The sequence below is a fragment of the Pseudomonas sp. NPDC089428 genome, from assembly GCF_044749325.1.
In the GTDB taxonomy this organism is placed as follows: Bacteria; Pseudomonadota; Gammaproteobacteria; order Pseudomonadales; family Pseudomonadaceae; genus Aquipseudomonas.
In genome coordinates, this window is record NZ_JBIVHT010000016.1 from 29,197 (window position 1) to 54,784 (window position 25,588).

Below are 25,588 nucleotides of genomic sequence, written 5' to 3' on the forward strand. Positions count from 1 at the left end.
ACTGTTCGCTGTGCAGCCGTAATGGAATCTTCGGGTTTTGCTGCCGTCTGCTTGGTAGAACAACAGGCAATTGATGAAGGGGAATCCCCCACTCCTGCAAGGAATAGCACCACGTGGAATCCGACGTCAGAAGAATCCAGCTCAGCCACGATCCGCGAAGTCAGCACGACGATCCCCTGCTGGACTGTCTGCTGACCCTTTGCGTGTTGCATCAGAAACCCGCCAGCCGGGTGATGCTGACCACCGGGCTGCCCCTGCCAGCTCAGCGCCTGAGCCCTGAGTTGCTGCCCCGTGCCGCAGCTCGGGCGGGCCTTCAGGGCCGCCTGTTGCAGCGCAAGCTGGAGCAGATACCCTCTATTGCCATGCCGGCCATGCTGCTGCTCAAGGAGGGCCGCGCTGCCGTCCTGCTCGGCTGGGAAAACCCTGAAACCGCGCGCCTGCTGCTCAGCGAAAGCGACGGTGGCGAAGTGCTGGTCAGCCGGGAAGCCCTGATCAGTGACTACAGCGGCCGGGTATTTTTCGCCCAGCCGCAGCACAAGTACGACGTCAACCACGGCAACCTCATCCCGCGCGCCAAGTCCTGGTTCCGCGACACCTTGTTGCGCAGCAAGTGGCTGTACATCGACGCCATCGCGGCCAGCCTGGTGATCAACCTGATTGCCCTGGCTGCACCGTTGTTCGTCATGAACGTGTACGACCGGGTAGTGCCCAATCAGGCCACCTCGACCCTCTGGGTGCTGGCGGTGGGCATTACCGGGGCCTACATTTTCGACCTGATCCTCAAGGGCCTGCGCAGCCTGTGCCTGGACCTGGCCGGCAAGAAGGCGGACCTGATCATCTCGGCCACGCTGTTCGAGCGCATCGTCGGCATGGCCATGAAGTACCGCCCCGCCAGGGTCGGCAGCTACGCGCAGAACATCCATGAATTCCAGGGCCTGCGCGATTTTCTCGCGTCGCTGACCCTCACCAGCCTGATCGACCTGCCGTTTACCCTGATCATCCTCATGGTCATCGCCATCATCGGCGGCCACCTGGTATGGATTCCGGTGCTCGCCTTCCCGTTGGCCCTCGGCATCGGCTATGCGCTGCAGAAGCCGCTGATGGCGACCATGGAGCGGACTATGGCGCTGGCCTCCGAACGCCAGTCCAGCCTGATCGAAACCCTGGCCGGGCTGGATGCGGTCAAGGTCAACAACGCCGAAAGCGAACGCCAGTACAAGTGGGAGCAGACCCTTGGCACTCTCAGCCGCCTGGAACTGCGGGTAAAGGTGCTGTCGGGCCTGGCCATGAACATCACCTTGCTGATCCAGCAACTGGCAGGCGTGGCAATGATCTGCGTGGGGGTCTACCTGATCATCGATGGCAGCCTGAGCATGGGCGGGCTGGTCGCCTGCTACATGCTCAGCGGCCGCGCCCTCGGCCCGCTTGGCCAGTTGAATGGCCTGCTGGCGCGCTACCAGCAGGCCAAGGTGACCATGGCCGCCACCGACCAGATGATGGAACTGCCCCAGGAGCGCAACTTCGAGGAGCGCCCGCTCAGCCGCCAGGTGTTGCAAGGTGCGATCGAGTTCCGTGGCGTCGATTTCACTTACCCCAACCAGCAAAACCAGGCCCTGAAGAACATCAGCCTGAGCATTCGCCCCGGCGAAAAGGTCGGCATCATCGGTCGCAGCGGCTCGGGCAAAAGCTCCCTGGCCAAGCTGCTGGTCGGCCTGTACGAGGCGGACAACGGCTCGCTGCTGGTCGACGGCGTAGATATCCGCCAGATCGACGTCAGCGAGCTGCGCCACAACATCGGCTACGTGCCCCAGGACATCCAGCTGCTGGCCGGTACCTTGCGCGATAACCTGGTCAGCGGTGCGCGTTACATCGAGGACGAGATGATCCTGCAGGCTGCCGAGTTGTCCGGCGTGCACGAGTTCGCCCGGTTGCACCCGGACGGTTACGAGCTGCAGGTCGGCGAGCGCGGGCAGAACCTGTCCGGCGGCCAGCGACAGAACGTGGCCCTGGGCCGGGCACTGCTGCTCAATCCGCAGATCCTGCTGCTCGACGAACCCACCGCGGCCATGGACAACACCGGTGAAGAGCGCCTCAAGCAGCGCCTGCAGGCGGTGATCGAGAGCAAGACCGTGCTGCTGGTCACCCACCGCGCCTCGCTGTTGACGCTGGTCGACCGGTTGATCGTCATCGACCGTGGCCAGGTAGTTGCCGACGGCCCGAAAACCGCTGTCATGGATGCACTGAAGAAGGGGCAGATCAGTGTTGCATAAGCTTGATATCGGTCAGTTCAAGGAACAGCTGCGCCGCTACTTCAAGGGTTCGGAGTCGCTGCATGGGCAGCCGCTTCCCGAGGTCAACAAGGCGCTTATCGAGGACGCCCCGCGCGTGGTGCGCCTGACCATCTGGGGGGTGATTGCGTTCTTCCTGTTCATGATCGTCTGGGCCAGCTTCGCGCCCATCGACGAAGTCACCCGCGGCGAGGGCAAGGCCATTCCCTCGTCCAAGGTGCAGAAAGTCCAGAACCTTGAGGGCGGCATCGTCGCCGAAATTTTCGCCAAGGAAGGGGAGGTGGTTGAAGTCGGCGAGCCGCTGCTGCGCCTGGACGAAACCCGCTTTGCCTCGAACAAGGGCGAAACCGAGGCCGACCGCGTGGCCATGGCCCTGCGCGTCGAACGCCTGAGCGCCGAGGTCGAAGACGTTGCGCTGAAGATCGAAGACAGCCTGCGCCAGGCGGCGCCCAGCCAGGCCGCCAGTGAAGAGTCGCTGTACCAGAGCCGTCGCCAGCAGTTGCAGGATGAAGTCAGCGGCCTGCAGCAGCAACTGGTGCAAAAGCAACAGGAACTGCGCGAGTTCAACTCCAAGCGGGACCAGTACGCCAACAGCCTGCAGCTGCTGCGACAGGAAATTGGCATGTCCGAGCCACTGGTGGCCAAAGGCGCCGTCTCCCAGGTCGAAATCCTGCGCCTGCGCCGCTCCGAGGTCGAGACCCGTGGCGAGCTGGATGCCACCGCGCTGGCCATTCCGCGAGCTGAAGCGGCAATCAAGGAAGTGCAGAGCAAGATCGAGGAAACCCGTGGCAAGTTCCGCAGTGATGCCCTCACTCAGCTCAACGAGGCCCGTACCGAGCTGAACAAGGCCACGGCTACCAGCAAGGCGCTGGACGACCGGGTCAACCGCACCTTGGTCACTTCGCCCGTACGCGGGATCGTCAAGCAGCTACTGGTCAACACCATCGGCGGGGTCATCCAGCCGGGCAGTGACATCATCGAAATCGTCCCGCTGGATGACACCCTGGTGATCGAGGCGAAGATCCTGCCCAAGGACATTGCATTCCTGCACCCCGGCCAGGAAGCCATGGTCAAGTTCACCGCCTATGACTACACCATCTATGGCGGCCTCGAGGCCAAGCTGGAGCAGATCGGCGCCGATACCATCACTGACGAGGACAAGAAGACCACCTATTACCTGATCCGCCTGCGTACCGAAAAAAGCCACCTGGGCAGCGACGACAAGCCGCTGCTGATCATCCCTGGCATGGTCGCCACAGTGGATATCAAGACCGGCAAGAAAACCATCATGAGCTACCTGCTCAAGCCGATCATCAAGGCCCAGACCGAGGCGTTGCGCGAACGTTGAGCAGCCGTCAAATTGCGCGAGATCACGTTTGGCAAACGTGTGCCTAATTCAAACGAATATCACCTTGACACTATTTTCACAGAGTGCTGTAGAATTGACGGCTTAAACTAAAGCCCCAACTGCAAGCGTCGTATTTTTGACACTTTCGCTCGTCAAAAAGCCGCAACTGCATCCGCGCGGCCTACGTCTTTGAATCAGTTCCGATTTCGAATTCAGAGTCATTGTTTTGACGAAAAGTATTCCGTTGTTGGCTATTCCCGGACTAGGTGCCGAGCATAGTCAGTTCCATGAGCAAGGCCTGTATTGGTTGGCCTGTGACACCACAGAAAACGCCGCTACGCTCTGCCGCCAAGTGATCGAAGCCATGCCTGAACAAGGCCGGGCGGCGTTGCTCGGGGGTGCGCGCGTCATTCAGGATGCCCTCGAAGGCCTGGATCCCGCTTGCGGTCCTGGCGAACTGACGCTGTTCGAGGCCGACACGCGGGCCATCCTGCACCTGAAAAACGACCTGCCGCGTATCGACTTGCCAGGCCGCATGCTGCTGGTCATCGTGCCGTCGGCTGCCTGGGAAGGCGGCCAAGCCGAGCACTGGTGCCAGGCGCTGCGTCAGGCGGCGCTTGCCGCCGGTGCGCTGATTCTGGTGATCAGTGAAGGGCAGAGCGCCTCGCTGGTCGAGCGCCTGCGCGCCTTCAACCAGTCGCTCGACGGGCTCGCCCAGCTTTATCGTGGCCAGGGTGGCACGCGTTACCTGCAGCACTTCTGGAGCAACAGGCTCGGCGTTGCAGGTACCCAGGACCTGGAGCTCGCGCGCCATGCCGGTGGTTTTGCGGTTGCCGGGCAGCCGCTGCCGTTGACTGATGCTGGTGGCGACGAGCTGCTCTGCCTGGCCCAGAGCCAGGTCCTTGAAGGAGCACCGGCATTGTCGGAGCACTGGCAGGTCTTTGACAGCATCAGCGAGGTGGGTGCCAAGGCCAGCCGCGCGGTATCTGCAACCGTGATCTTCGCCATGGACGGTGGCCAGCGCCTCGATGTCCTTGCCCGTCAGTTGCATACCTTGCGGCAGCTGCGCGGCAATGCCCTGAAGCTGGTGGTGCGGGAAATGGCGCCAACCCTGCGTTATCAGGACGAGCAGCTGTTGCTGGCCTGTGGTGCCAGCCAGATCGTGCCGTTTGGTGCCAGCCTTTCGCGCTTCCTGACCATGGTCGACAGCATCCAGGGTTATGTCTGGCGCCGTCACCTGCCAGTGGATTTCGATGCTTTGCTCGCTCGCCTGCGGCCACTGCCGGTCTGCGGCCTGGTGGCGCCACGGGTATTTGCCGAGGCGGTGCAGCAAATGTGGCACGGCCACCGTAACGGTGAAATCGTCCACCAACTGCTGGTGCTGCGCCCCGCTCCGGGCCTGAGCCCGCTGCAGGCCTGCGCGCGCACGGTGTTCCGCCGCGATGGCGATATCGCCTGCGTGGTCGGCGAAGTGTTGTTCCTGTTCTTGTTCGCCTGCCGTTCCGAGGGTGTAGAACAGGCGCTGGACCACATCTTCCAGTTGTCCTGGAAGGAGCTGTTCATCAGCCAGGATCTTCTGGTCAGCCTCGATAGCCTGGACGCTCCGGTGTTTCTCGACGACACCCTGCCGCAGCCGCCGCTGGCCGAGTCGGTGGCACTGCCAGCGGCGCTTAAACGGCCCACCCTGGCACCTCGGCAGATCGCCTTGGGCCACGGAGGGGCAGCATGAATTTTGTGCAAATGCTTCAGGTAATCGGCATCAGTGCACTGGTTACCTTGATCCTGGTCCTGTTCGTGGTGCGCGTACGTGCCATCGTGCAGGGCTGGCTCAACCGCGTTTTGCGACCCCGTTACCTGAAGCCGGTGGGTGTACGCCGCCGTGTAGTGCGTCAGGGCCCTGAAAAATGACCAGTTCGACACTTTCCACCCGGGTACCGCTCCGCTGGCACGGCCTGGGTGCCTGGAACCTTTATTTCCTGGCCAAGTTCCTCTTGGTCGCCGTTGGCATGCTCGACTTCCAGGCGCTGCCCAACCTGCTGTTCGCGGCATTCCTGCTGATCCCGCTGCCGGGGCGCTGGTTGCGCGTCGGGCGCCAGGCCGTGGCCGTGCCGCTGGGTATCGCGCTGTTCTATCACGACACCTGGCTGCCACCATTCCAGCGTTTGCTGGCGCAGCCGGGGGTGCTCGATTTCTCGTGGGATTACCTGTTGGAACTGCTGGCCAGGTTCATCAACTGGAACCTGATGGGCGCCCTGGTGCTGCTGGTGGTGGGCTACCTGTTCCTGCGGCATTGGCTGCGCCTGAGCACCCTGAGCCTGGCCGGCCTGGCCTGGCTGGCGGTCGGCGGGCTGCCGGCACTGAGCATTGGTGGCGGCCAGCCAGCCGCTGCAGGGGCAGCCACTTCGGCCACCACGGCCGCTGCTGCGCCGGCTGCCGCCGTGGCCGACACGGCGACCCTGAATGCCTGGCTGGAGCGCTTCTTCGCCAGTGAGCGTCAACGGGTGACCGCATTCCCTGTCGCGAAGCCGGATGAGCAGACCTTCGACCTGCTGGTGATCAACGTGTGTTCCCTGGCCTGGGACGACCTCTCGGCCGTCGGCATGCACGACAACGCGTTGTTCTCGCGCCTGGACGTGGTCTTCGATCAGTTCAACTCGGCGACGTCCTACAGCGGGCCGGCGGCGATTCGCATGCTCCGCGCCAGCTGCGGCCAGTCGTCCCATGCGGGCCTGTACCAGCAGGCGCCCGAACAGTGCCTGCTGTTCCAGAACCTGGCCAAACTGGGCTTCCAGAGCCAGACACTGCTCAACCACAGTGGGCGCTTCGACAACTTCATCGGCGACATCACCACCCAGCACATGCCTCAGCCAGGCTTCAGCGTTAGTGACTTCCCGCGGGCCCTGGTCAGCTTCGACGGCTCGCCGATCGCTGGCGACCTGGACGTGCTGCATGGTTGGTGGGGCAAGCGCAAAAGCTCTGGCGCCGACCATGTCTCGCTGTTCTACAACACCATCAGCCTGCACGACGGCAACCGCATGGTCACCGCCGACGGTGGCACGCGCCCGGCCGATTACGCCACGCGGGCCAACCGCCTGTTCAACGATCTCGGCAAGTTCCTCGACGAACTTGAAGGCAGTGGCCGTCGTGTCGTGGTCGCCATCGTTCCCGAGCACGGTGCGGCCTTGCACGGTGACCGCATGCAGCTGTCCGGCATGCGTGAGATCCCGACACCGTCGATCACCCATGTGCCGGTCGGCCTCAAGTTCATCGGCATGGGCCAACCGGCGCGCGGCGAGCCGTTGCGGGTCACCGCGCCGACCAGCTTCCTGGCGCTGTCCGAGCTGGTTTCCCGCGTGTATGCCGGGCTGGGGGCGGGGCAGACCCTCGACCTGCCGAGCCTGCTGACCGACTTGCCGACCACCGAGCGTGTGTCGGAAACCTCTGGTGCCCAGGTAGTGGATTACCAGGGCCGTACCTATATGCGCCTGCAAGGCCAGCCGGATTGGCAGCCTGTTCCCAAGGAGAGCCCATGAAGACTGGCAAAGCTGACCCATCCGACCGCAGTGATGATATCGCCCAGTTGCGTCAGTACCTGGGCATGCCTGCCTTGAGCTATCAGGACATTTCCATGATGGTCGGTGTGCAGCAGGCGTTGCAGCGCTGGCCGCTGCTGGGCGAAAGCTGCATGGCTCTGCGGGAAGACGCTGCCCCGGCACGTATAAAGCGGCCTGAGGCCGCGCTGCCATGATCAGCCTGGCCTTGCATGGACTGCGTGGCGGTCTAGGCCGTACCGCGCTGCTGGCGGCGCTGGGTTATGCCTTGCACGAGCTGGGCGAGCGCGTACTGCTGGTCGACATGAGCCCGGACAACCTGCTGGGCCTGCATTTCAACCTGCCGCTCGAGCAACGCGATGGTTGGGCGTGCGCCGAGCTGCAGGGGCGGCCCTACAGCGAGCCCCTGTATGAGGTGCTCGACGGGCTGTGCGTGATGCCCTTTGGTGAAGTAGATCCGCACCGGCTCGATGAACTGAACGGCTATTGGCAGCCTGAAGTGTGGCGAACTCGCCAGGCGGCACTGGCCAAGCATTTCGACTGGCTGCTGTTCGATCTGCCTCACCCTGTAGCGGCCAAGACCACGCGGGGTTTCGTCACCGACATGCGAATCCTGGTGGCCGAGGCCGAGATGACCAGCCACGTCCTGCTTGGCCGTCAGCAGGTCGAGCGTTACGACCTGCTGCTGGTCAACCGTTTCGATCCGGCCAGCAGCCTGCAGAGCGATGTGCTGATGGTGTGGCGTGACCTGTTCCGCAAGCGCCTGCCGATGCAGCTGGTGCACCGTGACGAAGCATTCGTCGAGGCTTTCGCCTGCAAGGCGCCGGTCGGCCATTACGCGCCGCAGTGCCTGGCATCCCGGGATGTGCAAAGCCTCGCGGTACGTTGCCTGGCGAGGCGCGAAGCGTGAACGTGACCCCCTTCACGGCCTACGCCCATTTCACCACGCGCGGCGCACAGCGGGCGGTCGCCCTGTTGTTCACCTTGGGCGTGTGGCTGGCCTTCCTGTTCTTGCGGCTTGAATCACCTGCCTGGCAGGCATTGCTGGCTGAGCGTCAGCGCCTGTTCCCGCAGTTCGTCGGCAAGCGGCCGACACTGGGTGACCCGCTGCGGCTGCTGATCCAGTGCGTCTGGCTGCTGCTGCGGCAAGTGCCTCAGCCGCGTAAACCCGGTCGGCCGTTGCGTGCCTTGTCGTTCGCGGCCGGCTACCTGGGCAAAGCCTGGAAGGTGCTGCGCAACTGGCGTGCCCGGGTGGCCACAACCATGGGCCAGGTGCCGGCACGTTTTCGCGACAGCGACTTGCAGCAAGGTGCCGCCCAGCGCCTGAAAAGGCTGAGTGTGTTCGGCCGGCGCCTGTTCTATACCGTGCTCACCTCGTTCGCCGTGCTGCTGGCCGTGCTCTGCGTGACCGAGCCGTTTGGTTACCTGGCGCAGCTGGTGTTCATTTTCCTGCTGTGGGGCATCGCCATGCTGGTGCGCTACATGCCGGGCCGCTTCCCGACCCTGATGCTGATCGTGCTGTCGACGATCATTTCCTGCCGCTACCTGTGGTGGCGCTACACCTCGACCCTGAACTGGAACGACTCGCTCGACCTGGTCTGTGGCGTGATTCTGCTCGCGGCGGAAACCTACTCCTGGTTCGTGCTGATCCTCGGCTACATCCAGACCTGCTGGCCACTGCAGCGCAAACCGGCGAACCTCCCGGAAGACCCGGCGCGCTGGCCCAAGGTCGATCTGATGATCCCCACCTACAACGAGGACCTTTCGGTGGTGCGTACCACCGTGCTCGCGGCCCTGGGCCTGGACTGGCCGCGCGAATGCCTGCGCATCTACATCCTCGACGACGGCAAGCGTGAGGAATTCCGTGCCTTCGCCGACGAGGTCGGTGTGGGCTACATCGTGCGGCCGAACAACAATCACGCCAAGGCCGGTAACCTCAACCATGCGTTGGGGGTCACCGACGGCGAGCTGATTGCCATCTTCGACTGCGACCATGTGCCGGTGCGTTCCTTCCTGCAGATGACCGTAGGCTGGTTCCTCAAGGACGCGAAGCTGGCGCTGGTGCAGACGCCTCACCACTTCTTCTCGCCCGACCCGTTCGAGCGCAACCTGGGTTCGTTCCGCCGCCGCCCCAACGAAGGTGAGCTGTTCTACGGGCTTATCCAGGACGGCAACGACATGTGGAACGCGGCCTTCTTCTGCGGCTCATGTGCCGTGCTGCGGCGCACCGCACTGGAGGATATTGGTGGCTTTGCCGTGGAAACGGTCACCGAAGATGCCCACACTGCGTTGCGCCTGCACCGCCGGGGCTGGACCTCAGCCTACCTGGGTATTCCCCAGGCTGCGGGCCTGGCCACCGAGAGCCTGTCGGCGCACATTGGTCAGCGTATTCGCTGGGCGCGTGGCATGGTGCAGATCTTCCGCACCGACAACCCCCTGTTCGGCCGCGGCCTGAGCCTGTTCCAGCGGATCTGCTACGCCAACGCCATGTTGCACTTCCTCGCCGGCCTGCCGCGGCTGGTGTTCCTCACCGCGCCGCTGGCGTTCCTGCTGCTGCACGCTTACATCATCTACGCGCCGGCCGTGATGATCCTGCTGTACGTGCTGCCGCACATGATTCACGCCAGCCTCACCAACTCGCGCATGCAGGGCAAGTACAGGCAGACGTTCTGGGGTGAGGTCTACGAGACCGTGCTGGCCTGGTACATCGCCCGTCCGACCACGGTCGCACTGTTTGCGCCGAAGAAGGGCAAGTTCAATGTCACCGCCAAGGGCGGCTTGATGGAGCACGGGCAGTTCGACTGGCGCATCGCCCAGCCGTACCTGTTCCTCGCGGGCCTCAACGTGGTCGGCCTGGGCTTTGCTGTCTGGCGCCTGTTCACCGGCCCGGCTGCGGAAATCGGCACGGTGATCGTCAGTTCGTTGTGGGTGACCTACAACCTGCTGATTCTCGGCGCCGCCTGCGCAGTGGCCGCCGAAGTGCGCCAGGTGCGCCGTGCGCACCGCGTGCAGATGCACCTGCCGGCCGCCCTGCTGCTGGAAAGCGGCCACGCTTTCCCGTGCACCCTGGTCGACTATTCCGATGGCGGCATCGGCCTGCAGCTGGGTGACGGTGTGAAGCCCGCTTCAGGGGAGCGTGTGCGCCTGCTGCTGAGCCGCGGGCAGCGTGAGTTTGCCTTCAACGCGCGGGTCACCCGCATTGTCGGCCGGCATGTGGGCCTGACGTTCGAGGGCCTCAGCCAGCAGCAGCGCATCGACCTGGTGCATTGCACCTTCGCCCGCGCCGATGCCTGGCTGGGCTGGCAGGACAAGCACGAAGTCGACCGCCCGCTGCGCAGCCTGATGGACGTGCTCAAGCTGGGCGGCGTCGGCTACCTGCGCATGATCGAGCACACCCCCATCTGGCTGCGCGGGTGGCTGCTGCCACTGTACGAGCTGCTGCGCTGGCTGGGCAGCTACCTGCCGCAGACACCACGACCTCTTCCCTCCACGAACCTTGCTGACCGAGACGCATGATGACTCGTTATCCCGCGCGCACCTGGGGCCTGGCGATGGCGCTGCTTGCCTCGCTGTTCCAGAACGCTGCTGTCGCCGCTGTAGCCCCCCTTGCCATGCCGGCCGAGCCATCGGTGCCCAACTGGCCCGTCACCCAGACCTTCGAGCAGCTTGGCCGGTCGGCCGACAGCCTGATGCTGGGCGTTCGCAACAGCGAGAACATCGAGTTCGGCCTGCGCCGCGATCGGCTGGCCACCGACGCAGTGCTGCAACTGGACTACACCCCGTCGCCAGCCCTGCTGCCGAACCTGTCGCATCTGCGCGTGTACCTCAACGACGAGCTGATGGGCGTGGTGCCGATCGAGAAGGACCAGCTTGGCCAGCGCGTGCGTCGTCAACTGCAGCTGGATCCGAAACTGATCAGCGACTTCAACCGGGTACGCCTGGAGTTCGTCGGGCACTACACCGATATCTGTGAAGACCCGGCGCACAGCGGCCTGTGGCTGAACGTCAATCGCAAGAGCCAGGTGCAGCTGCACGAGCAGGCGCTGGCGCTGGAAAATGACCTGGCCTACTTCCCGCTGCCGTTCTTCGATGCGCGCGAAACCAACAAGGTCGAGTTGCCGGTGGTCTTTGCCGACGCCCCGACCCTGGGTGAGCAGCGTGCCGCAGCGATCCTGGCGTCGTACTTCGGCAGTAAGGCCGGCTGGCGCAAGGCGACCTTCCCGGTGACGTTCAACAGCCTGCCGGCCAGCGGCGACAAACCGCAGCCAGTCATTGTCTTCGCCACCAACGATCGGCGCCCGGCGTTCCTCGCCGACCTGGAGAAATTCCCGGCGGTCGATGGCCCGGTCGTGCAACTGATCGATCACCCGAACGACCGCTGGAGCAAGCTGCTGCTGGTACTGGGCCGCGATGACCAGGACCTGGTCAAGGCCGCCTCGGCGCTGGCCGTCGGCAGCGACCTGTTCCGCGGTTCGCGGGTCAAGGTCGAGCAGATGACCGCATTGCAGCCACGCAAGCCCTACGACGCGCCGAACTGGACGCGTACCGACCGCCCGGTACGGTTCTCCGAGCTGCTCGACTACCCCGAGCAACTGCAGGTCAGCGGCTTGCAGCCACGGCCGATCACCCTCGACGTGAACCTGCCGCCGGACCTGTTCGTCTGGCGCAACCAGGGCATTCCGCTGCAAACCCTGTATCGCTACACGCCGCCAGCGGTTACCGATGAATCGCGCCTGAGCATCAGCGTCAACGACCAGTACATCACCAGCATGCCGCTGGTGGGCAACGACCGTCGCAGCAGTACCCTGGAACAGATGCGCCTGAACGTGCTGTCCACGGACAGCACCGCCCTGACCGAGCAATCGATGGTCCCGGCCCTGAAAATCGGCGCACGCAACCGTCTGCGTTTCGACTTCAGCTTCGCCAGCACCTTGGGCAGCGCCCAGCGCGATCACTGCCAGACCACGCTGCCGGTAGACGTGCGTGCGGCGATCGACGAGAACTCGACCATCGACCTGTCCGGCTATTACCACTACATGGCCATGCCTGACCTGCGCGCCTTCGTCCGCAGTGGCTTCCCGTACAGCCGCATGGCCGACCTGTCCGAGACCCTGATCGTGGTACCGGCCAAACCCACGGCGATGCAGGTCGGCACCTTGCTTGACGTGATCAGCAGCATCGGCGGGCATGTGGGCTACCCGGCCCTGAATGTGCAGTTGACCGACAACTGGAAACAGGCTGCAGGCGCCGATGCCGACCTGCTGCTGATTGGCAGCCTGCCCGAAGACCTGCGCGAGCAACCGAACCTGGGCCTGCTGCTGAACGCCCAGCGCGACTGGATGGTGCAGGGGCGGGCGGTGGATCAACCTGGCCTGCGCCGCTTCGATGGCGCCCCCGTGATGTCCAACAGCCGCATCGAAGTGAGCGCGCAGGCACCGATTGCCGCGATCACCGGCCTGAAGTCGCCGTTCCACGAACAGCGCAGTGTGGTCGCCTTGCTGGCCAGCTCCGATGCGGCGTACGGCTTGCTGCGTGAAGTGCTGGCCGATTCCGGCAAGCTCGACGCCGTGGCGGGCTCTGTCGCCCTGGTGCGCAGCAGCGGTGTCAGCAGCCAGTTCGTTGGCGAACACTATTACGTCGGCCAGCTACCCTGGTGGCTGCTGCTGTGGTTCCACCTGTCCGATTACCCGACTCTGATCGCGGTGATCGCCGTAATCAGCGTGCTGCTGTTTGCCTTCCTGTTGTGGCGTGCGCTGCGTTGGGCTGGGCGTCGTCGCCTGGGTGGGGCCGATTGACCATGCGTCAGCTGTTGGCCTTGCTGCTGGTGTTGTGCATGCCCACTGTCGCCAGTGCGGCGACGGCTTGCCCTTGGCCGGCCTGGGAGCGTTTCAAGACCGACCTGGTGAGTGCCGATGGCCGGGTGCTCGACCGCAGTGACGAGCGCCTGGTCACCACCTCCGAAGGGCAGAGCTATGCGTTGTTCTTCGCTCTGGTGGGCAACGACCGCCAGGCGTTCGACAGCCTGCTGCGCTGGACCGGCAACAACCTGGCCGAGGGCGACCTTTCCCGCCATTTGCCTGCCTGGCTCTGGGGCCGCGGCAAGCAGCAGCAATGGCAGGTGCTGGACAGCAACAATGCCAGCGATGCCGACTTGTGGATCGCCTACAGCCTGCTCGAAGCGGGGCGGCTGTGGCATGAGCCGACGTACACCCGGTTGGGTACCCAGATGCTCTGGCGCATTGCTGCGCAGACCGTGCGCAAGTTGCCTGGCCTGGGTGTGATGCTGCTGCCGGCGGACTATGGCTTCGACGACCACCGCGGCTGGCGCCTGAACCCCAGCTACCTGCCGCCGCAACTGTTTGACCGCTTTGCCCTGGTGGACCCGCTGTGGGGCGAGATGGCCGGCAATGTCCGCCGCGTCTGGTTGCAGGCATCGCCCAAAGGCTTTGCCCCGGACTGGCTGCTGTGGACGCCGGCAGCAGGCATCGAGCCCGACCCTGAGCACGGCAGTGCCGGGGACTATGACGCCATCCGCGTTTACCTGTGGCTGGGCATGCTGGCTGACGGCGCGCCGCAGCGCGATGAGCTGCTGCGTCACTTTGCACCAATGGTCGCCGCCACCACCGAGGGCGGCCTGCCGCCGGAGAGCGTCGATGCCCGCACGGGCAAACTGAGCGGCCAAGGGCCGGTGGGCTTTTCTGCAGCGCTGCTGCCGTTGCTGACCAGCGCCGCAGACAACCGCGCTGCACTTGAAGCCCAACGCAAAAGGTTGCGCGAGCAGCCGGCCGAGCCTCAGGCCTATTACAACCAGGTCCTTGCCTTGTTTGGCCAAGGTTGGGACCAAGCCCGCTATCGCTTCGACAACCAAGGGCGTCTGCTGCCAGCCTGGAGTGCTCCATGTTCCGAATGATCGGCGTGCTGACGCTGACCGCGTTGTCCTGTGCAGTGGCCGCGCAACCAAAGGACCGCGATGAACAGCGCCAATGGCTGCTGGAGCAGGTGCGTATCGGCGAAGCCCTGCACCGCGACGACCTGATCCACGACGCCCTGGCCCGCTTGCGGCTGCTGGAGCCGCGCAACCCAGATGCCATGCTTGCTGCGTTGAGCCTGGCGCTGCGTGAGCAGAAGCCTGAAGAAGCCGAGCGATTGCGTGCAAGCATCGCTGAAGTGGCACCGGGCAGCCTTCAGGATCGGCAAGCCCGACGCCTGCTGGCGCTTCAGCAGCCGGAGCAGGCGCAGCGCCTGCAGCAAGCACGGCTCATGGCAGTGACCGGGCGCTACGACGAGGCCCTGTTTGCCTATGACCAGCTGTTCGGCGGCGAGCCGCCCAGCCTGGACCTGGCCCTGGACTACTGGCGTGTGCGCGGCAACCTGGACGGTCAGCGGCCAGAAGCGATCCGCCAGTTGCAGCAGCTCGATCGCCAATACCCAGGCAACGCCGGCCTGCGCCAGACCCTGGCCGCCTGGCTGTTCAGCGAAGACCGGGACAGCGAGGCCCTGGCCATCCTCGAGCAGTTGTCGCGCGACCCGACGGCGCGCGATGCCGCCGCGCAGCGCGAGTTCGACTACCTGTCCGAGCAACCGGTGAGTGCCAGTAGCGTCGCTGCCTGGCAGGCATTCGTCCAGCGCTATCCGGCGACGCCGCTGTTGCCGCTGGCCAGCGACAATCTCAAGCAGCAGCGCACCCTGGTGGCCGACCCGGCCTGGCAAGCAGGGCAACGTGGCAAGGCGCTGCTCGATCAGGACCGCAACGTCCAGGCCGAAGCACAACTGCGCCTGGCCCTGCGCCGCTATGCCGACGATGCCAGCCTGCACGGTGCGCTCGGTGTCGCGCTGATGCGTCAGCGCCGCTATGCGGAAGCCAACCTGGCGTTCCATCAGGCCGTCACCATCGAGCAGAACACTCGCCTGATGAGTAAGTGGAAAGACCTCGAAGCCTCCAGCCAGTACTGGGGAATGCTGCAGCGGGCCGACAGCGCGCTGGAGAAGCAGGACTTGCGCACTGCCCGCTCGCTCTACCAGCAGGCGCGCCAGCAACGCCCTGACGACGAGTTCGCGATGCTGGGGCTGGCCGATGTGTCGTTTGCCGAAGGCGACCTGGCCAGTGCCGAGCGGCAATACCTGCAGGTGCAGCGCAAGGTGCCGGGCAACGAAAGTGCGGTGCGTGGCCTGATGCGGATCTATCAAGCTCAGTCGATAGAAAAGGCTGAAGCGTATCTGAGCAGCCTGCCTGCGGCCCAACAGGCCCAGTTCGCCAGCCTGCGCCGCAGCCTGCAACTTGGCCGCCTGCGCGAGCAGGCTGATGCAGCCGTGCAACGGCAGGACTGGGCGACCGCCAGCCGGGTGCTGGGGCAGGCTGCCGAGTTGGCGCCCGATGAACCCTGGTTGGCCTACCAGCTGGCCAACAGCCTGCGCCAACAGGGCCGCAACGCCGAGGCAGACGCTGCGTTCACCGGCGTGTTGCAGCGCCAACCCGCCGACCCCGCCACGCGTTACGCCCATGGCCTGTACCTGGAGTCCACAGACCGTGATGCACAGGCCCAGGACACCCTGCACGCCGTGCCGCAAGGTGCTTGGACCGACGACATGCACACCCTCGACAAGCGCGTGCGCCGGCGCATGACCCTGGCCCAGGCCCAGCGCCTGCAAGACCAGGGCCGCACCGACGAAGCCAGCGCTGTGCTGGAAGCCGGCCTGGCCCATGGCGAGGGTGACCCGGACGACCTGCTGCTGATGGCGGACTGGGCGGCCGAGCGGGGCGATCAGCGCAAGGCGCGGGGGTATTACGAGCGCGTGCTACAGGTTCAGCCGCAGCGCCCGGAGGCCCGCCTGGGCGTGATGGAGAGCTGGATTGCCGAAGGCGACCTGCCCCGTGTGCGCCAGGCACTGGATGCACAACCGCTGCAACTGACCGACGAGCAGGGCGATGCCCAGCGCCGTTATGCTGAAGTGCTGGTGGCACTGGGCGAGAAGGAAAAGGCGGCCCGGCTGCTGGAGCATGTTGCCGCCAGGCAGGCGCTGCCCGACCCGTTGTTGCGCCGCGACGCCGCCCGCCTGGTGGCGGCCAACGACCCACAGCGGGCGCTGGATTTGTATGCCGCGGCGATGGCCGATGCGCAGATGATCAGCCGCTCGCAGGCGTCGCCGCGCGACGACCGTGCAATGACCTTCGCCAGCCGGGCGAAGGACACCGATGACTGGCTGGCACGCAGCCTGCGCAGCGACGTCGATGAGCTGTACCAGCAGCGCAATACCAATGTGACCCTCATGCATGACTACGGTTGGCGCAAGAACGATGGCACGCCCGGTATCTCCCGCTTGAGCACCCAGTCGACCTTGCTGCATGTCGATACCCCGTGGGAGGACGGCAGGGCGTTTGCGCGGGTTGAGCGCATCGGTATGGATGCCGGCTCGTTCGACCTCGACGAAAATGGCAACAACACCGCTGACTTCGGTACCTGCCAGTTTGTCGGCGTCACCCGCAGCGGAGCGCCGCTGCCGACCTGTCAGGCGGGCTCGCAAACAGCCAATGGCGGGGTGCTGGCCATGGGGTGGCAGAACAGCCGCTGGGGCTTCGACCTGGGCACGACCCAGGGCTACGAGGTCAACAACTGGCTGGGCGGCGCCATCGTCAATGGCGACCTGGGGCAGGTGGGTTGGTCGTTGGCGGCCTCGCGCCGGCCAATGAGCAACTCGCTGCTGTCGTTCGCCGGCGCGCGCGACCCGGCCACCAACGTACGCTGGGGCGGGGTCACGGCCAACGGCGCGACCCTGGGCCTGAGCTGGGACCAGGGCGGGGATCACGGCGTCTGGGCCAGCCTTGGTCACCATTGGCTGTACGGCGAGAACGTTGCCGACAACCAGCGCACCCGCGCCATGGCGGGGTACTACTATCGCGCCGTGGAGAAGGCTGACGAGCGCATGCGCGTGGGTCTGACCGTGATGGACTGGCGCTATGACAAGGACCTGGGCGGCTACAGCCTCGGCCAGGGCGGTTACTACAGCCCGCAACGCTACGAGTCGATCGGCGTGCCGGTCAGCTATGCCTGGCGCAACTATGACTGGTCGTTCCTGCTTGAAGGCTCGGTCAGCTGGTCCCACGCCAAGAGCGACAGCAGCCGGCTTTACCCGAACGATCACCTGAACAGCAAGTTGCTGGCGCGCTACGACATCATCGAGTCGAACATCGACGCGACCACCGATGCCAGCAGCAGCACCGGCCTGGGCTACCGCCTGCACGGTGCCTTCGAGCGGCGCTTGAGCGATCACTGGGCGCTCGGTGGGGGTTTCGACTGGCAGCACAGCGATGACTATGCGCCGAGCCATGCCGTGTTCTATGTGCGTTACCTGTTCGAGCCGTGGCGTGGCAACTTGGCCTTGCCGGTCACTTCCCTGGAGCCTTACAGCGAGTGGCGTTGAGGGGCGCCTGGCGCCCCTTTTCAGTGCGTGAGCCGTTTCATATGGTTATGCGCTAACGGTATTTAAATTATTTTTCTTATGCCTTTATAGTCACTTCCACTGCGTACCCGTCGACCAATCGATGCGCCGCACGACTTGAACCCACACGGGTAATCCCCGTGCGTTTCTGATCGTTGCGCGCCATTGAAGTCGCGCACTGCGTGGGAGTGAAACATGCCAGCCGCCTCGAACGCCTTGTCGTCCATCGACAGCGCCCAGCCGCAAACCTTCGAAATCCGTCCGTTCGCCGGTGCCGTCGGTGCCGAACTCATCGGCCTGGACCTGGCCAAACCGGTCACCGCCGAGGATTTCACCCGTATTCATCGCGCCCACCTCGACCACCATGTGCTGGTGTTCCGTGACCAGCGCATCAGCCCGGAACAACAGATCGCCTTCAGCCGCCGCTTCGGCGAATTGCAGATCCATGTGCTCAAGCAGTTCCTGCTCGCAGGCCACCCGGAAATCCTGATCGTCTCCAACATCATCGAGAACGGCCAGAACATCGGCCTGGGTGATGCCGGCAAGTTCTGGCACTCGGACCTGTCGTACAAGGAGCTGCCAAGCCTCGGTTCCATGCTGCATGCCCAGGAGCTGCCCAGCGAGGGTGGCGACACCCTGTTCGCCGACATGCACAAAGCCTGGGACGCCGTGCCCGAGGCCCTGCGCAAGGTGGTCGAGGGCCGCAGTGCCGCGCACTCCTACACCGCCCGCTACGCCGAAACCAAGTTCGAGGGCAACTGGCGCCCGACCCTGACTGCCGAGCAACTGGCGCAGGTCAAGGAAGTCATCCACCCGGTGGTGCGCACCCACCCGGAAAACGGCCGCAAGGCGCTGTTCGTCAGCGAAGGCTTCACCACCCGCATCGTCGGCCTGCCGGACGATGAAAGCCGCGATGTGCTGCAGCAGCTGTACGCGTTGAGCGTGCTCGAGCAGAACATCTATCGCCATCAGTGGCAGCCCCACGACCTGGTGTTCTGGGACAACCGGTCGCTGATCCACCTGGCCACCGGTTGCCCCGCGCACCTGCGCCGCAAACTGTTCCGCACCACCATCCAGGGCGATGCCCCGTTCTGACGACTGAGGAATTCATCATGCGCAAATCCATCAGCCGCCTGGCGGCAAGCATCGGCCTGGGCGCCAGCCTGGTTGTCGGCAGCCTGGCGGCCCCCGCCGTGGCACAAGCCGAAGGCAAGATCCGCATCGCCGAGCAGTTCGGCATCGTCTACCTGCTGCTCAACGTGGTGCGTGACCAGCACCTGATCGAGAAGCACGGCAAGGAGCAGGGCATCGACATCGAAGTGGACTGGGCCCAGCTGTCCGGCGGCTCGGCGATCAACGACGCGCTGCTGTCCGGCTCCGTGGACATCGCCGGGGCCGGGGTTGGGCCGCTGCTGACCGTGTGGGACCGCACCAAAGGCCGGCAGAACGTGAAGGCCGTGGCCTCGTTGGGCAACTTCCCGTACTACCTGGTCAGCAGCAACCCGAAGGTGAAGACCATCGCCGACATTTCCGACAAGGACCGCATCGCAGTGCCTGCGGTGGGTGTGTCGGTGCAATCGCGCTTCCTTCAGTACGCCGCCGCCCAGCAGTGGGGCGACAAGGAATACAACCGCCTCGACAAGTACACCCTGGCCGTGCCGCACCCGGATGCCACCGCCGCGCTGCTGGCCGGTGGCACCGAACTGAACGGGCACTTCTCCAACCCGCCGTTCCAGGACCAGGCGCTGGCCAACAAGGACGTGCACGTTGTGCTCAACAGTTATGACCTGCTCGGCCCCAACTCGCCGACCCTGCTGTTCGCCACCGAGAAATTCCGCAACGACAACCCCAAGACCTACAAGGCCTTCGTCGACGCCCTGGCCGAGGCGGCGGACTTCGCCCAGAAAGACAAGGCCGCTGCAGCGGATACCTATATCCGCGTGACCAAGGCCAAGATCGACCGCGACGCGCTGATCAAGCTGATCGACAACCCGCAGTACGAGTTCACTGTCACGCCGAAGAACACCTACAAGCTGGCCGAGTTCCTGTATCGGGTAGGCGCCATCAAGCACAAGCCGGAGTCGTGGAAGGACTACTTCTTCCAGGATGAACGCCCGCTGCAGGGGAGCTGACCGACCATGACCGCCCCATTGCCAGGCCACACGGCCAGCAACCTGAGCCGTGTCGCTACACCGCCGTTGCTGCAGGTAGACAACCTCAGCCTCGAATACCGCACTGCGCAGCGCGTGGTGCGGGCCACCCACCAGGTCAGCTTCGAAGTCGACCGTGCTGACCGTTTCGTCCTGCTTGGCCCGTCGGGCTGCGGCAAGTCCACCTTGCTCAAGGCCGTGGCCGGTTTCATCACCCCTCGGGAAGGGCAGATCCTGCTGCAGGGCCAGCCGGTCAACGGCCCCGGCCCGGACCGCATCGTGGTGTTCCAGGAGTTCGACCAACTGCCGCCGTGGAAGACGGTGAAAGAGAACGTCATGTTCCCGCTGCTGGTGTCTGGCCAGCTCAAGCGTGCCGAAGCCGAGGAGCGGGCCTTGCATTACCTGGACAAGGTCGGCCTGGCCGCCTTTGCCGATGTCTACCCGCACATGCTGTCGGGCGGGATGAAGGCACGGGTGGCGATCGCCCGGGCGCTCGCCACCCAACCGAAGATCCTGCTGATGGACGAGCCGTTCGCCGCACTCGATGCGCTGACCCGGCGCAAGATGCAGGAAGAACTGCTGCTGCTGTGGGAGGAAGTGCGTTTCACCTTGCTGTTCGTCACCCACTCCATCGAAGAGGCGCTGGTGGTCGGCAACCGCATCCTGCTGCTGTCGCCCCATCCGGGCCGGGTACGGGCCGAGGTGCACAGCCACCAGTACGACCTCGGCAGCCTCGGCGCTGCGGACTTCCAGGCCAGTGCTCGGCGCATCCATCGCTTGCTGTTCGACGAGGCTGAAGCCCCCGAACAAGCTGATGACCTGGGCTTCAACGACATCCGCATCGCCTACTGACAGGAGCTTGAGCCATGACCCCTACACCTGTACGCCAGGAATACGAGGTGCAGCTGGAGCCTTTGCTCAGTGTGCCTGTGGAACGCAACCTGCCGTTGGCCCAGCGCCTGTGGCAGCACGGCTGGCTGCGCAAGGTGGTGATCCTGGTGGTGATCGCCGCCTTGTGGGAAGCGATCGCCCGCTACCAAGGCAACGACTTGCTGCTGCCGACCTTCCTGCAGACCGCCGCCGCACTGTGGGACGGGCTGCTCAGCGGCGAGCTGCCGGCCAAGGTCGGCGTGTCGCTGGTGATCCTGCTCAAGGGCTACCTGCTGGGGATCGTGCTGGCCTTTGGCCTGACCAGCCTGGCGGTGTCGACCCAACTGGGGCGGGATCTGCTGGGCACCCTGACCTCGATGTTCAACCCGCTGCCGGCGATAGCCCTGCTGCCGCTGGCGTTGCTGTGGTTCGGGCTGGGCGACAACAGCCTGATCTTCGTGCTGGTGCATTCGGTGCTGTGGGCGCTGGCGCTGAATACCTATGCGGGCTTTCTTGGGGTGTCGGAAACCTTGCGCATGGCCGGGCGCAATTACGGCCTGAAAGGGCTGCGCCTGGTCCTGCATATCCTGGTGCCGGCGGCGTTGCCGTCGATCCTCTCGGGGCTGAAGATCGGCTGGGCGTTCGCCTGGCGCACGCTGATCGCCGCCGAGCTGGTGTTCGGCGCCAGCAGCGGCAAGGGCGGGCTGGGCTGGTACATCTTCCAGAACCGCAACGAGCTGTACACCGACAAGGTGTTTGCCGGGTTGGCGGTGGTGATACTTATCGGCTTGCTGGTCGAAGGGCTGGTGTTCAACACCCTGGAGCGGTTGACCGTTCGGCGGTGGGGGATGCAGAGGTAGTTTTCCAGTGCCGGCCTCTTCGCGGCGGTTCGACGCCTCGGCACGCCCACTCCCACAGGTACTGCGCAGCATTCAGGGCCTGCGCGATCCTTGTGGGAGCGGGCAAGCCCGCGAAGAGGCCGGCATGGGCGACCAATTCATGTGCTGTGGGTCATGGCCCTTGCTCTGAAAAACTTTCATACATTCACAAGCTAATTTGTCTGAAAAGTTGTAGGAAAATTCTGAGTTTAGTCTCGATCTCCTTAGAACTATTGCGGCCCTCTTTCCTCGCGCCTAGCCTGTTCCGCTCATTCGTTTACAAGGAACAGTAATCATGGCTTTCGACGCTTTCATTCAAATCGCGGAAATTGCTGGCGAATCACAAGACGAGCAATACAAGCATTGGATCGAGATCCTCGGCTACACGTTCGGCACCAGCCAAAGCACCTCTGTTACCGCAAGTTCCGCAGGGGGCGCCACCTCCGGGCGTACCACCCTGAGCAACCTGACCTTCACCAAATACCTGGACAATGCCAGCTGCAAATTGCTTGAAGCCAGTTGCACAGGGCAGCACCTGAAAGAAGTCAGGCTGGTCGTCTGCCGCGCCGGTGGCGACAAGCTGAAGTACTACGAAGTGGTGCTCGAAGAAGTGATCATTGCCGATTTCATACAAGGCGTGCACGCCGGCGTGCCGACTGAAATCGTCCAACTCAACTACGGCCGTATCAAGACCACCTACACCCGGCAGCAGCGCGTCGATGGCGGTGCTGGCGGCAGTGTCACCGGTGGCTGGGACCGCATTGCCAACAAGAAATTTGCGTGAGGAACGACCATGTCCGAGGCACGCAGCTTTATAAATTCCAAGGCACAGAACTACGCGACCCTGAAGAACGGCACACCGATGAACGCCAATCAGCAGGCCAAGTTCGATGTGCTCAATGCGCATATCGTCAACACGGTTGTCCTGGCCGGCGAACTGGTGATTGTGGGTGATCCCAGCACGCCCTCCTGTACCAGCCATGAAGCCTTTCTCATGGGCAAGGCGGCAGGTATCCATCGCGACATCGTCTTCAACGGCGGCGGTGTCGATGGGTTCATGCTGGATAACTTCGAGATGCTGCAGAGCCTGCTGTCCCATGCGTCGATGGGGGCAGGGGCCGCGAGCGATGGCTGGGCCAGGCATTTGGATGCAATCAAGAAGACGCTGGAAGAGATTGAGCAATTGCACCGCGAGCACATGAGTGGTGGTGCGTTCAGGGCGCGGGAAGCGTTCTATGCCAAGCGGGCGGCGCTGTTCAGCACGTTGGATGAACAGTTGGGGAAGACTGCCGCGTACGGCTCTGGCCTACGAAACCAGGGATCGATCAAGCGGATGCTGCAGCTTTCCACTAAGCGCTATCTTAGTAACGGTGAAATTACGGGGTATGCAAAGAAGGTGACGGGAGTGGCGAGGGCTGCGAGTCTGATCAAAAAAGGTGCTTACATTGGGGTTGCATTGGATGTAGCCGCTACTGGGCTGGAAATTAATAAAGCTTGCACTCTAGGGAGAGAGGAGGAATGTGCTAGAGCTAAGTATGTAGAGGGTGGCTCCCTGGCACTAGGTTTAGCCGGAGGTAGTATCGGGGGAGCGTACGGCGGGGCAATCGCCACCGGGGCATGCGCTTTTGTGCTTGGAATTACAACAGGCCCTGGCTCTTTGGTTTGCGGTGTAGTGGGTGGGGCGGTTGGGGGAGCAATCGGCGGCGAGATAGGAGGGGCAGGGGGTGAGATTGCAGGTGATTTTCTATATCGCAAAGTTTCAGAATGAACATGTTTGAGCCTGGTCTTGTTGTCTTGTTGGGTTTTGGCTTTGGGATAATAACTCTATTTGTACTGGTGTATGTTGCTTGTGTGTATATAGATAGAATTGAGTCCTTTCTTGAAGGGTCTAAGTATGTGCAGGGCGTCAAGGAGGCATTTTTCCATGCAGGTATGCCGGGAAAGGTTCTGCGTATATGTAGCATTGCCTGTCTTTTGACACTGCCAGGCCCTTATGTGCGACGCGGGCTAGCGAACGGCGAGGAGATAAAGAAATTTCCGAGATCAATGAGGTGTGTGTTGGTTGGGCTATGGTTAGCGCTGACCTTTGAAGTCTTAGCGATGCTGGCATTTAGGGTCTGGCTTTATATTGTTTGAATTGCTCTGGTAGTCGTGATCTTGGTAAATTTTTAATGATTACCTTAGTGGCGGTAGGTAGGGCGCTAAGGTCTATGTTTGGAGAGATAATGGGTCAGGTCTTATGTGAGGCTGCAAAGTGACGAATATCCAGATAGCCGGTATTTTTCCTGTGCCGGCTTCGCGGGCAAGCCCGCTCCCACAGGATCAGCACAGACTTCAGGTCTATTAAAATCCTGTGGGAGCGGGTTTACCCGCGAAGAGGCCAGCACAGGCGACTAATTCATGTACTGTGCTGCCGCATTGCGCAAGGTCCTGGCGATCTCTTCACGCAGTGCCTGTGGCTCTTCGACCACCACCCCTTCCCCATGGCTCAGCAACCACCAGCGCAATGGCCCGCCATCTTCCACCGTGGCCCGCAGCCGATGCCCCTGGTCCAGCGCAGTCAGCTGCATGTCCACGCTCAACGGCGCCTCGCGCAACTGCCGGGCCAATGGGTCGCTGACCCAGGCCTGCATCTCGATCCCTTCACCCAGCGCCGGCTGCAGCGAATCACCACGTAAATACTCCTGCAAATCGAAATTCCCCCGCAACTCGCCAGCAACGTTCGCCGACCAGTGCCAGCCAAACGGAATGCTCTTGTCATTGCGGTCCAGCGGAAAGATCAGCGACAGCTCGTTGAGGTCGCGCTCCACCGTGCGTTTGCTGACACTGAAGCCCACATCGCGCAGGCGCCACACCAGTTCGGCGCTGGTAATGCCTGGGGAGCGGCTGGGTAACTGGCGCAGCAGCGCCCATTGACGGCTGAGGGTGGCGCGGGTGGTAGCGAACGGCAAAAGGTAACGTCCTTGTCTAGGCTTGCCGCAACAGCATGGCGGCTGGAACAGGTCATGGCAATTAGCCATAACCCGTTCAGATCCAGGAATGCGCAATTGGTTGCCTGACCTCGAATCGTTCGCGACAGGTTTTGTCGTGACGTCGCGCAGAATCACGCCTCATCACAGCCGCGGTCGGGCCTGTGGGTCGTTCAATGAGGATGAACATGTCTGCTGTCAGCAATATCCATTCGCTGCTCGCCCGTCTTCTGCCTGAGCAGGTCATTTGCCCTCCGACACACGCCGGCAGGCGGCAGCGGCTGTTTGCCGGGGTCGGGCTGCCCAGCCAGCGCGCGCTGCTGGTCAACCGCCTGGAAGAGGCCCACGACCTGCAGGCGGTGTACGCCGACCTGCGGCAACAGGCACTGGCGGGCAATGTGGCCGCGCTCAACGACCTGGGCTGGATCTGGCTCAATGGCAAATACTGGCGCGCCGACACCGCGCTGGCCGGGCACCTGCTGCGCATGGCGGCGCTGCAGGGCAATGCGGCGGCGTGGTTCAACCTGGGGCAGCAGCACTACTTCGGCAAGGGTGTGGAAACCTCCTATGTGCAGGCCGAGGAATGTTATCGCCAGGCCTTCGAGCGCGGCCTGCTGCATGCCGCTGCCGCGCTGGGCGACCTGTACGAAGAAGAAGTCTGCGATGCTGCGCTGGGCTGGCAGGTCGACCCCGGTCAGGCCTACCAATGGTTCTTGCGCGGCGCCGAGCGGGGCGAGGCGCGTTGCCGGTTTGAAGTGGGCTACCGCTTGTTGCATGGCCTGTACGTGAACGCGGACATCAAGGCCGCGCTGTATTGGCTGGAGCTGGCGGCGGCAACTGGCGTGATGCAGGCGGCCGAGGAGTTGGCGGTGCATTTCAGCAGCCGGGATGACGCGCGTTACCAGGGCTGGCGTGACCGGGCAGTTCAGATGGGCAGCACCTTGGCCCTGACCATGAAGCTGGAAGACCAGATTCAGCCCTGAGCATTGTGCTGCATTCTTTGCGGGCAACCCCGCAGCCACAGAGATTACACGGCATTCAAGCTTTGGGAGATCCCTGTGGGAGCAGGCTTGCCCGCGAAGAGGCCGTTGCAAGCG

19 protein-coding genes are annotated in these 25,588 nt (G+C 63.7%); 18 read left to right on the forward strand and 1 reads right to left on the reverse strand.

The features are described from left to right. Positions 1-113: 113 nt before the first annotated feature. The 17 genes from ACIPZ5_RS22885 to ACIPZ5_RS22965 all read left to right on the forward strand — a co-directional run bounded on the left by ACIPZ5_RS22885 (position 114) and on the right by ACIPZ5_RS22965 (position 23,290). The gene (locus tag ACIPZ5_RS22885; protein WP_400810793.1) at positions 114-2,270 is read left to right on the forward strand and encodes a type I secretion system permease/ATPase; all 2,157 of its coding nucleotides are present in this window, start codon (positions 114-116) and stop codon (positions 2,268-2,270) included. Then, a complete protein-coding gene (locus tag ACIPZ5_RS22890) occupies positions 2,260-3,636 on the forward strand; it encodes an HlyD family type I secretion periplasmic adaptor subunit (RefSeq protein ID WP_343599130.1) in 1,377 nt (458 codons plus the stop codon). Before ACIPZ5_RS22885 ends, ACIPZ5_RS22890 begins: the two co-directional genes overlap by 11 nt. A gap of 238 nt (positions 3,637-3,874) precedes the next feature. Continuing rightward, complete coding sequence (gene bcsE, locus ACIPZ5_RS22895) at positions 3,875-5,365, forward strand: cellulose biosynthesis protein BcsE (protein WP_400810830.1); 1,491 nt, start codon at positions 3,875-3,877, stop codon at positions 5,363-5,365. Further along, complete coding sequence (bcsF, locus tag ACIPZ5_RS22900; RefSeq protein WP_400810795.1) at positions 5,362-5,544, forward strand: cellulose biosynthesis protein BcsF; 183 nt, start codon at positions 5,362-5,364, stop codon at positions 5,542-5,544. The genes bcsE and bcsF overlap by 4 nt, the downstream gene beginning before the upstream one ends. Then, positions 5,541-7,169 carry a cellulose biosynthesis protein BcsG gene (bcsG, locus tag ACIPZ5_RS22905; RefSeq protein WP_343599126.1) on the forward strand — a complete coding sequence of 543 codons (1,629 nt, stop codon included), beginning with the start codon at positions 5,541-5,543 and terminating at the stop codon, positions 7,167-7,169. The genes bcsF and bcsG overlap by 4 nt, the downstream gene beginning before the upstream one ends. Continuing rightward, complete coding sequence (bcsR, locus tag ACIPZ5_RS22910; RefSeq protein WP_343599124.1) at positions 7,166-7,384, forward strand: cellulose biosynthesis protein BcsR; 219 nt, start codon at positions 7,166-7,168, stop codon at positions 7,382-7,384. The genes bcsG and bcsR overlap by 4 nt, the downstream gene beginning before the upstream one ends. Next, a complete protein-coding gene (gene bcsQ, locus ACIPZ5_RS22915; RefSeq protein ID WP_343599122.1) occupies positions 7,381-8,097 on the forward strand; it encodes a cellulose biosynthesis protein BcsQ in 717 nt (238 codons plus the stop codon). Before bcsR ends, bcsQ begins: the two co-directional genes overlap by 4 nt. After that, positions 8,094-10,703, forward strand: coding sequence for a UDP-forming cellulose synthase catalytic subunit (gene bcsA, locus ACIPZ5_RS22920; protein WP_400810797.1), 2,610 nt, complete (start codon positions 8,094-8,096; stop codon positions 10,701-10,703). The genes bcsQ and bcsA overlap by 4 nt, the downstream gene beginning before the upstream one ends. Next, the gene (gene bcsB, locus ACIPZ5_RS22925) at positions 10,700-12,982 is read left to right on the forward strand and encodes a cellulose biosynthesis cyclic di-GMP-binding regulatory protein BcsB (RefSeq protein WP_343599118.1); all 2,283 of its coding nucleotides are present in this window, start codon (positions 10,700-10,702) and stop codon (positions 12,980-12,982) included. Before bcsA ends, bcsB begins: the two co-directional genes overlap by 4 nt. A 2-nt stretch (positions 12,983-12,984) precedes the next feature. Beyond that, a complete protein-coding gene (bcsZ, locus tag ACIPZ5_RS22930; RefSeq protein ID WP_343599116.1) occupies positions 12,985-14,097 on the forward strand; it encodes a cellulose synthase complex periplasmic endoglucanase BcsZ in 1,113 nt (370 codons plus the stop codon). Beyond that, positions 14,085-17,606 (forward strand): cellulose synthase complex outer membrane protein BcsC, encoded by a 3,522-nt coding sequence (bcsC, locus tag ACIPZ5_RS22935; protein ID WP_400810799.1) that lies wholly within the window; start codon positions 14,085-14,087, stop codon positions 17,604-17,606. Before bcsZ ends, bcsC begins: the two co-directional genes overlap by 13 nt. 213 nt (positions 17,607-17,819) lie before the next feature. Further along, positions 17,820-18,719 carry a TauD/TfdA family dioxygenase gene (locus tag ACIPZ5_RS22940; RefSeq protein ID WP_261942212.1) on the forward strand — a complete coding sequence of 300 codons (900 nt, stop codon included), beginning with the start codon at positions 17,820-17,822 and terminating at the stop codon, positions 18,717-18,719. A 17-nt stretch (positions 18,720-18,736) separates the two neighbouring features. Then, positions 18,737-19,756: an ABC transporter substrate-binding protein gene (locus tag ACIPZ5_RS22945; RefSeq protein WP_261942213.1), complete on the forward strand. Its 1,020-nt coding sequence runs from the start codon at positions 18,737-18,739 to the stop codon at positions 19,754-19,756. 6 nt (positions 19,757-19,762) lie between these two features. Continuing rightward, positions 19,763-20,626 (forward strand): ABC transporter ATP-binding protein, encoded by an 864-nt coding sequence (locus ACIPZ5_RS22950; protein WP_343599110.1) that lies wholly within the window; start codon positions 19,763-19,765, stop codon positions 20,624-20,626. Positions 20,627-20,640: 14 nt separating this feature from the next. Then, the gene (locus ACIPZ5_RS22955; protein WP_400810802.1) at positions 20,641-21,504 is read left to right on the forward strand and encodes an ABC transporter permease; all 864 of its coding nucleotides are present in this window, start codon (positions 20,641-20,643) and stop codon (positions 21,502-21,504) included. Between the two features lie 313 nt (positions 21,505-21,817). Further along, the gene (locus ACIPZ5_RS22960) at positions 21,818-22,306 is read left to right on the forward strand and encodes an Hcp family type VI secretion system effector (protein ID WP_400810803.1); all 489 of its coding nucleotides are present in this window, start codon (positions 21,818-21,820) and stop codon (positions 22,304-22,306) included. Positions 22,307-22,315: 9 nt separating this feature from the next. Then, positions 22,316-23,290 carry a hypothetical protein gene (locus tag ACIPZ5_RS22965; RefSeq protein ID WP_343599107.1) on the forward strand — a complete coding sequence of 325 codons (975 nt, stop codon included), beginning with the start codon at positions 22,316-22,318 and terminating at the stop codon, positions 23,288-23,290. A 625-nt stretch (positions 23,291-23,915) separates the two neighbouring features. Here the strand turns inward: ACIPZ5_RS22965 and ACIPZ5_RS22970 are convergent. Then, the gene (locus ACIPZ5_RS22970; protein ID WP_400810805.1) at positions 23,916-24,473 is read right to left on the reverse strand and encodes a WYL domain-containing protein; all 558 of its coding nucleotides are present in this window, start codon (positions 24,471-24,473) and stop codon (positions 23,916-23,918) included. Positions 24,474-24,679: 206 nt separating this feature from the next. Here ACIPZ5_RS22970 and ACIPZ5_RS22975 point away from each other — a divergent pair, with 206 nt between their 5' ends. Beyond that, entirely contained in the window at positions 24,680-25,474 is a 795-nt protein-coding gene (locus tag ACIPZ5_RS22975) for a tetratricopeptide repeat protein (RefSeq protein WP_343599103.1), read from the forward strand. Positions 25,475-25,588: the final 114 nt, after the last annotated feature.

Bases quoted from the DNA above. Each gene is read 5' to 3' on its own strand.
- bcsF (WP_400810795.1), top strand. From the start codon at position 5,362: ATGAATTTTGTGCAAATGCTTCAGGTAATCGGCATCAGTGCACTGGTT.
- bcsG (WP_343599126.1), top strand. From the start codon at position 5,541: ATGACCAGTTCGACACTTTCCACCCGGGTACCGCTCCGCTGGCACGGC.
- bcsR (WP_343599124.1), top strand. From the start codon at position 7,166: ATGAAGACTGGCAAAGCTGACCCATCCGACCGCAGTGATGATATCGCC.
- bcsQ (WP_343599122.1), top strand. From the start codon at position 7,381: ATGATCAGCCTGGCCTTGCATGGACTGCGTGGCGGTCTAGGCCGTACC.
- bcsB (WP_343599118.1), top strand. From the start codon at position 10,700: ATGATGACTCGTTATCCCGCGCGCACCTGGGGCCTGGCGATGGCGCTG.
- bcsZ (WP_343599116.1), top strand. From the start codon at position 12,985: ATGCGTCAGCTGTTGGCCTTGCTGCTGGTGTTGTGCATGCCCACTGTC.
- bcsC (WP_400810799.1), top strand. From the start codon at position 14,085: ATGTTCCGAATGATCGGCGTGCTGACGCTGACCGCGTTGTCCTGTGCA.
- ACIPZ5_RS22940 (WP_261942212.1), top strand. From the start codon at position 17,820: ATGCCAGCCGCCTCGAACGCCTTGTCGTCCATCGACAGCGCCCAGCCG.
- ACIPZ5_RS22945 (WP_261942213.1), top strand. From the start codon at position 18,737: ATGCGCAAATCCATCAGCCGCCTGGCGGCAAGCATCGGCCTGGGCGCC.
- ACIPZ5_RS22950 (WP_343599110.1), top strand. From the start codon at position 19,763: ATGACCGCCCCATTGCCAGGCCACACGGCCAGCAACCTGAGCCGTGTC.
- ACIPZ5_RS22955 (WP_400810802.1), top strand. From the start codon at position 20,641: ATGACCCCTACACCTGTACGCCAGGAATACGAGGTGCAGCTGGAGCCT.
- ACIPZ5_RS22960 (WP_400810803.1), top strand. From the start codon at position 21,818: ATGGCTTTCGACGCTTTCATTCAAATCGCGGAAATTGCTGGCGAATCA.
- ACIPZ5_RS22965 (WP_343599107.1), top strand. From the start codon at position 22,316: ATGTCCGAGGCACGCAGCTTTATAAATTCCAAGGCACAGAACTACGCG.
- ACIPZ5_RS22975 (WP_343599103.1), top strand. From the start codon at position 24,680: ATGTCTGCTGTCAGCAATATCCATTCGCTGCTCGCCCGTCTTCTGCCT.